The sequence below is a fragment of the uncultured Veillonella sp. genome, from assembly GCF_934190855.1.
In the GTDB taxonomy this organism is placed as follows: domain Bacteria; phylum Bacillota; class Negativicutes; order Veillonellales; family Veillonellaceae; genus Veillonella.
The window spans coordinates 1-5,976 of the sequence record NZ_CAKPTN010000100.1; the positions used below are offsets into that span (position 1 = coordinate 1).

Annotated in this window: 5 protein-coding genes and 2 pseudogenes; 1 reads left to right on the forward strand and 6 read right to left on the reverse strand. The window is 42.5% G+C overall.

Translation table 11 applies throughout. The features are described from left to right. Nucleotides 1–334, forward strand: a pseudogene (locus tag Q0F90_RS06485) (LysR substrate-binding domain-containing protein); the annotation flags it as partial. A gap of 180 nt (nt 335–514) precedes the next feature. Here the strand turns inward: Q0F90_RS06485 and Q0F90_RS06490 are convergent. From Q0F90_RS06490 to Q0F90_RS06515, 6 genes and pseudogenes are all read right to left on the reverse strand, one after another. Next, nucleotides 515–1,465 carry a dihydroorotate dehydrogenase gene (locus Q0F90_RS06490; RefSeq protein WP_296004251.1) on the reverse strand — a complete coding sequence of 317 codons (951 nt, stop codon included), beginning with the start codon at nt 1,463–1,465 and terminating at the stop codon, nt 515–517. After that, nucleotides 1,465–2,232 carry a dihydroorotate dehydrogenase electron transfer subunit gene (locus Q0F90_RS06495; RefSeq protein ID WP_296004252.1) on the reverse strand — a complete coding sequence of 256 codons (768 nt, stop codon included), beginning with the start codon at nt 2,230–2,232 and terminating at the stop codon, nt 1,465–1,467. Before Q0F90_RS06495 ends, Q0F90_RS06490 begins: the two co-directional genes overlap by 1 nt. A 5-nt stretch (nt 2,233–2,237) precedes the next feature. Next, on the reverse strand, nt 2,238–2,399 hold the full coding sequence (locus Q0F90_RS06500; protein ID WP_296004253.1) for a hypothetical protein: 162 nt from the start codon (nt 2,397–2,399) through the stop codon (nt 2,238–2,240). Next, nucleotides 2,396–3,685 (reverse strand): dihydroorotase, encoded by a 1,290-nt coding sequence (locus Q0F90_RS06505; protein WP_296004254.1) that lies wholly within the window; start codon nt 3,683–3,685, stop codon nt 2,396–2,398. The genes Q0F90_RS06500 and Q0F90_RS06505 overlap by 4 nt, the downstream gene beginning before the upstream one ends. Beyond that, on the reverse strand, nt 3,669–4,619 hold the full coding sequence (locus tag Q0F90_RS06510) for an aspartate carbamoyltransferase catalytic subunit (protein WP_296004255.1): 951 nt from the start codon (nt 4,617–4,619) through the stop codon (nt 3,669–3,671). Before Q0F90_RS06510 ends, Q0F90_RS06505 begins: the two co-directional genes overlap by 17 nt. A gap of 351 nt (nt 4,620–4,970) precedes the next feature. After that, nucleotides 4,971–5,976: pseudogene (locus Q0F90_RS06515) on the reverse strand (ATPase); the annotation flags it as partial.

Here is a 5,976-nt window from a genome sequence, read left to right on the forward strand (position 1 = left end):
TACCATCACTTGGGAAGACATCAAATAATGTCCTCTATCTCTCTCTGGTGGTTCCGTACGAATGATCATGCAATCTAGCTTAACAGATATGGAACAACTCAATGCAGTGGCCATAACTACAACCAAAAGCTCTGCTATTGAATGGGCTTCTTCGGGACGCACCGTATCATTAGTACCAATGGATGCAAAAGAGTTAATTAACCATCGTAAGATGGCCCGCATCAAATTGCCAGAATTCTCAGGGGACTTTAAAAAAGCCTTTATCACGCTTAAAGGACACGCTTTATCTCCTGTAGCACAGCAATTTATCGATTTCTACAAAGCCTATGTATAGTTCAAATGATACATTTACCATTATGACATCAACAGTTCATACGATTGGTACCTATTTGGTTTTAGATGCCAATACAATACATAAGAAAAGACCTAGTACATTTCGTACTAGGTCTTTTTGTATCATAGCCTTATAGGGTATGGATTATGGTTGCTTAAGCCTTACCAAGGTTATGATGTGTTAAGCTTTATGAACAGCACCTACGATATCAGTGATGCTATTTAAATTATATTGTTCTACATATGCGCTCATTTCACGGGCAATACGTGAAATTGCTGTTGGATCTACCATTGTAGCTACCCCAACTTGAACGGCTTGAGCACCAGCCATCATGAATTCAATAGCATCAGTACCAGTCATAATTCCACCAAGGCCCATAATAGGAATATTAACCCCTTTATACACTTGATGTACCATGCGAAGTGCTACTGGTTTTACAGCTGGACCAGATAAACCGCCATAAATATTCCCCAATACAGGTTTACGACGATGGATATCTATGGCCATACCGAGGATGGTATTAATGAGACTGACCCCATCACCACCACCGGCTTCTACAGCCTTTGCAATTTCCACAATGTCTGTTACATTTGGTGAAAGTTTTACAATAACAGGTTTATTAGTAACTTTGCGAACTGCTTTAGTTACTTGTTCTACTACCTTTGGATCTACACCAAAAGCCATACCTTCACACTCTACATTTGGACAAGATACGTTAACCTCTAAACCTGCAATACCATCTACAGATAAAGTCTCAGCCATCCACGCAAATTCTTCAATGGTGCCTGCGGACATATTAGCAAGTAATGGTACATCATATTTCTTTAAATCTGGCAAAATATCTGTAACAAAATATTCCGCCCCAGGATTTTCAAGACCGATACAATTCAAAACACCAGATGGTGTTTCTGCAATGCGAGTACCGCGGTTACCATGACGACCTTTTGGAGTCAAACCTTTTACAGAGATGGCACCTACTTCATTGCTCAAATCAAGGTAGCCTGCATATTCAGGGCCATTACAAAAGGTGCCAGACGCAGCGATAATAGGATTTTTCATCTTAATACCGCAATAATCGATAGCTAACTTTGGATTTGGCGTAACGGTGTTATTTAAATCGCGTTCACTCATTAAAAGAACACCTCCTCAGCTGGGAATACAGGACCATCTTTACAAACTTTATAGCGTTTACCTTCTGCGCCATCACAACCACAACCTAAGCAACCTCCTGTACCACAGCCCATGCGCTCTTCAAGAGATACTTGGCATGGTACATTAAGATCCTTAGCTACTTGAGCTACGCCTTTCATCATCGGTGTTGGACCACAAGTCATAACAGATGTGAAAGCATTAGCATTAATCAGCTCAGGCATGATGGCCGTAGGGAAACCTTTTGTACCTACGCTACCATCATCAGTAGTGATATGCACTGTAACAGGCGTATCTTTAAATAAGTCTGCCCAGAAGGTTTCACTTTCATTTCTAAAACCGAGAATAACTTGTGCTTCTTCCCCTTCTTTCAAATGGGATGCGATACATAGCATTGGTGCAATACCTACACCACCACCAACGAGAAGCATATTCTTAGATGTTACAAATGGTTCACCCAAAGGACCTAAACAATCTAGAGTATCGCCAGGAACAAGGCGAGTCATAATCTCAGTCCCTTTACCTACGACACGATACAAAAGGGTAATCGTCCCCTTTTCTGTATCAAAGCCGGCATAGCTGATAGGACGGCGCAATAATGGTGCCGTAGAGTCCGCTACGCGAACATTACAAAACTGTCCTACCTTTGCTTCTGCTGCTTGTTTTGGTGCGTGGATATCCATTATCCACACATCAGAGCCTATTTGCTCATTGCGAACGACTTCGCCCTGTTCTACATAGCCACTCATGGTTATTACTCCAATTCAAAATCCTGTAACGCTTCTACAGTGTAATTTGCATTATTTTTACGATTTGCTACAACGCGCAATACTTCGCGTGCTGTATCGAGACTTGTTAAGCAAGATGTCCCCATTTCTACGGCAAGGCGACGCAATTGGAAGCCTTCGCCTTTCATCGTAAGACTTCGCCCTCCTTCATAACGACTTCGCCATTAACGACTGTAAGTTTTGCTTTACCTTTAACAGTCATGCCATCGAACGGGCTTACCTTACCTTTTGTATAGAATTTATTGCGGTCTACAGTCCATTCCTCAGTTGTAGAGAATACTGTAATATCCGCTGGTTTACCAACTTCAAGAACACCTGCATCGAGGCGCATCAATTCAGCTGGACGAGTACTCATATAGTACACAACTTGGTCAATACTTAATTTATCTGGACCATAGGCATTAGTAATAACTGCTGCCAAAGATGTTTCAAGACCGCTGAAGCCATTTGGTGCACAGCAGAACTCGTGGTCTTTTTCTTCAAACGCATGAGGTGCATGGTCTGTGATAATTGCATCGATTGTACCATCTTTCAAACCTTCTAACAAAGCTTGACGATGATCTTCGGAGCGAATTGGAGGAGCCATTTTGAAAGCTGGGTTATATTCGCGTAAATATTCATCAGTGAAGGATAAATGTTGGCTTGTAACTTCGCAAGTTACATTAAGGCCTTTAGCCTTCGCACGACGTACCATATCTACTGTATTTTTACTACTTACGTGAGCAATATGGATATGACCACCAGTCATTTCAGACAATAAGATATCACGCGCTACAGCCAAATCTTCGGCTACGGCTGGACGACCAGAAACACCGAGCTCATAAGATACAATGCCTTCGTGCATATGACCATTTTTAGTCAATGTAATATCTTCCGCATGGTCGATAACCATTTTATTGAACATGGAGGAATATTCTAAAGCGCGACGCATGAAAGCGGCATTTTCTACATAGTGACCATCATCGGAGAAAGCTACTACACCAGCTTCAGCCATATCGCCTAATTCAGCAAGCTCTTTACCTTCTAGGCCTTTAGATACAGCGCCGATGAATTCTACTTTAACTACACCTGTAAGCTCTGCTTGTCGTTGTAAACCTCTTACTAACATCGCATTATCTACTACAGGATTTGTATTAGCCATAGTTACAACGCGTGTGAAGCCACCTGCTGCAGCTGCCTGTGTACCAGAGTGGAAGTCTTCTTTCGCTTCTTGGCCTGGTTCACGCAAATGCGTATGAATATCGATTAGACCAGGTGCTACGATAAGACCTGTCGCATCATATACTTCAACGCCGTCTGCACTTAAATTTTGACCGATGGCTGCAATTTTACCATCTTTTACGAGAACGTCTGCTACTTCGTTTTGTTTTTTCGCCGGATTTACTACCGTACCATTTTTAATAAGCAAGCTCACTACCGTCACCTCCGATAATAGTTAAGTACAATACAGCCATACGTACAGCTACGCCATTGCGTACTTGTTCTTGGATTACTGATTGATCAGAATACGCTACATCTGGCGCAATTTCAAGGCCGCGGTTCATTGGACCTGGATGCATTACCATTACGTCGTCTTTAGCTAATTTCAATACTTCGTTATTGATACCAAAGATTCGTGCATATTCTCTATTTGTAGGATATAGTGCAGAGTGAATACGTTCTAATTGAATGCGAAGTACGTTTACTACATCTGCATTAGCAACTGCTTCACGAATATCGTGATGTACAGTAACACCTAGTTTTTCAAGTTCTGGATATACCATTGTACGAGGACCAGCTAGATGTACATCAGCACCCATTTTAGTAAGGCCGTAGATGTTAGATCTTGCTACACGGCTATGCATGATATCGCCGATGATAACTACTTTTAAGCCTTCAAGGGATTCTTTTTTCTCTAAAATAGAGTACATATCTAGCAAAGCTTGTGTTGGATGCTCATGAGCGCCATCACCTGCGTTGATGATAATAGGATCAACTGCTTTAGTAGCATATAAAGGTGCACCTTCTGCACTGTGGCGCATTACGATAGCATCTGTGCCCATGTAGGACATTGTAAGCAATGTATCGCGGAAGCTTTCACCTTTACCCATGGAAGAGCCACTTGGAGAAAGATTGATAACGTCAGCCCCTAAATATTTACCGGCTAACTCAAAGGAACTACGGGTACGAGTACTTGGCTCCATGAAGAGGTTAATAATAGATTTCCCCTTCAAAAGTGGAACCTTCTTGTCATCAGAAAGTACGATGTTCTTCATTTTCTTTGCCACATTTAAAATCAATTTGATTTCTTCAGGTGACACATTTTGCAAACCTAATAAATGTTTGCCTTTTAGGCTAACTTGTCCCATGATTTCCTCCTAACTCACGTAACAAAAAAGACCTTTTGCCCAGGGCAAAAGGTCAAATAGTTTGCACAAAGAAGCCCTTATGGGCGCTTCAACTATATTCCTTTTTCAGCCTCTCTGGACTAAATTAAAAGGTATTGTATTATGCAATGGTCTCTCGTACCATATACGCATTTTCTTTTTTTATTGTACTTAATCTACCTGTGAAAGTCAATGTAAAACGCAAAATTCATAAGGATTTTAAAAAGAGGACAAGCACATAAAATTGCTTGTCCTCTCTATATTTAAACAGCTTTTAACCCCTCACAATAGACTAATCTAACTTAAAAAATTTATCGATTTAAGTTAAACATATTATCCTAAAGGATAAATTCTCGGAGGATTCTCTTCTTCATTTTGCTGTTCATTTTGTGGTGCATATGGAGCTAGAACTGGTTGCTCCGTCGGCATCGGGTTCACTTGCACATATTGCTGATTTTGTGGCATTTGAGGTTGTCGTTGATCACGACGACGTGTATTTTGAGATGCAGTCGGTCTTGGTTTAGTCAATTCATCAATAGATACAGCATTCGGAATCGTTACGGAAGGAGTATCTTCGTGGACGTCATCAAGTTCACTGAAGGAAGGTCCTGTCTTAGCCGCTTGAGCTGCTTTACGTTCCGCTTCAATTTGTTGACGAGCAAGCTCTGCTCGACGACGAGCATTTTCTTGTTGCTCTTTAACACGTTGAATTGCTTCAGCACGTTCTTTTGCTTTACGTTCGATTTCAGCTTGCGCCAACGCTTGTTGACGAGCTGCTTCTGCCTTGCGTTCCGCTTCAAGATGCGCTTGGTATCGTTCCTCAGCAATACGGCGAGCCTCTGCGGCTTGACGTTCTGCTTCAGCTCGTTCTGCTGCAAGACGTTCTTGCTCTGCCTTACGAGCTTCTGCAGCTAAGCGAGCTTCCTCTGCCTTGCGTGCTGCTTCAATTCGCGCTTCTTCGGCTCTACGAGCTTCCTCGGCACGGCGGGCTTCTTCTGCTTTTCTAGCCGCTTCAATTCGCTGTGCTTCTAAGGCCGCTTTAGCCTCTGCCGCTCTACGAGCATCTTCTTGACGTTTAGCTTCAAGAGCTGCTTGTTCCGCTGCACGTTGTGCTTCTAAAGCAGCTTTTGCTTCTGCCGCTTTACGAGCTTCTTCAGCACGTCTAGCTTCTAGTGCATCTTGTTCTGCTTTACGTTGTGCTTCTAAACGAGCTTTTGCTTCCGCTGCTAATCGTTCTTCTTCGGCGCGCTTAGCTTCTAGCGCCGCTTTTTCTGCTGCTCGTTGCGCTTCAAAACGAGCCTTAGCCTCAGCGGCCTTACGTGCTTCCTCAGCTTTACGA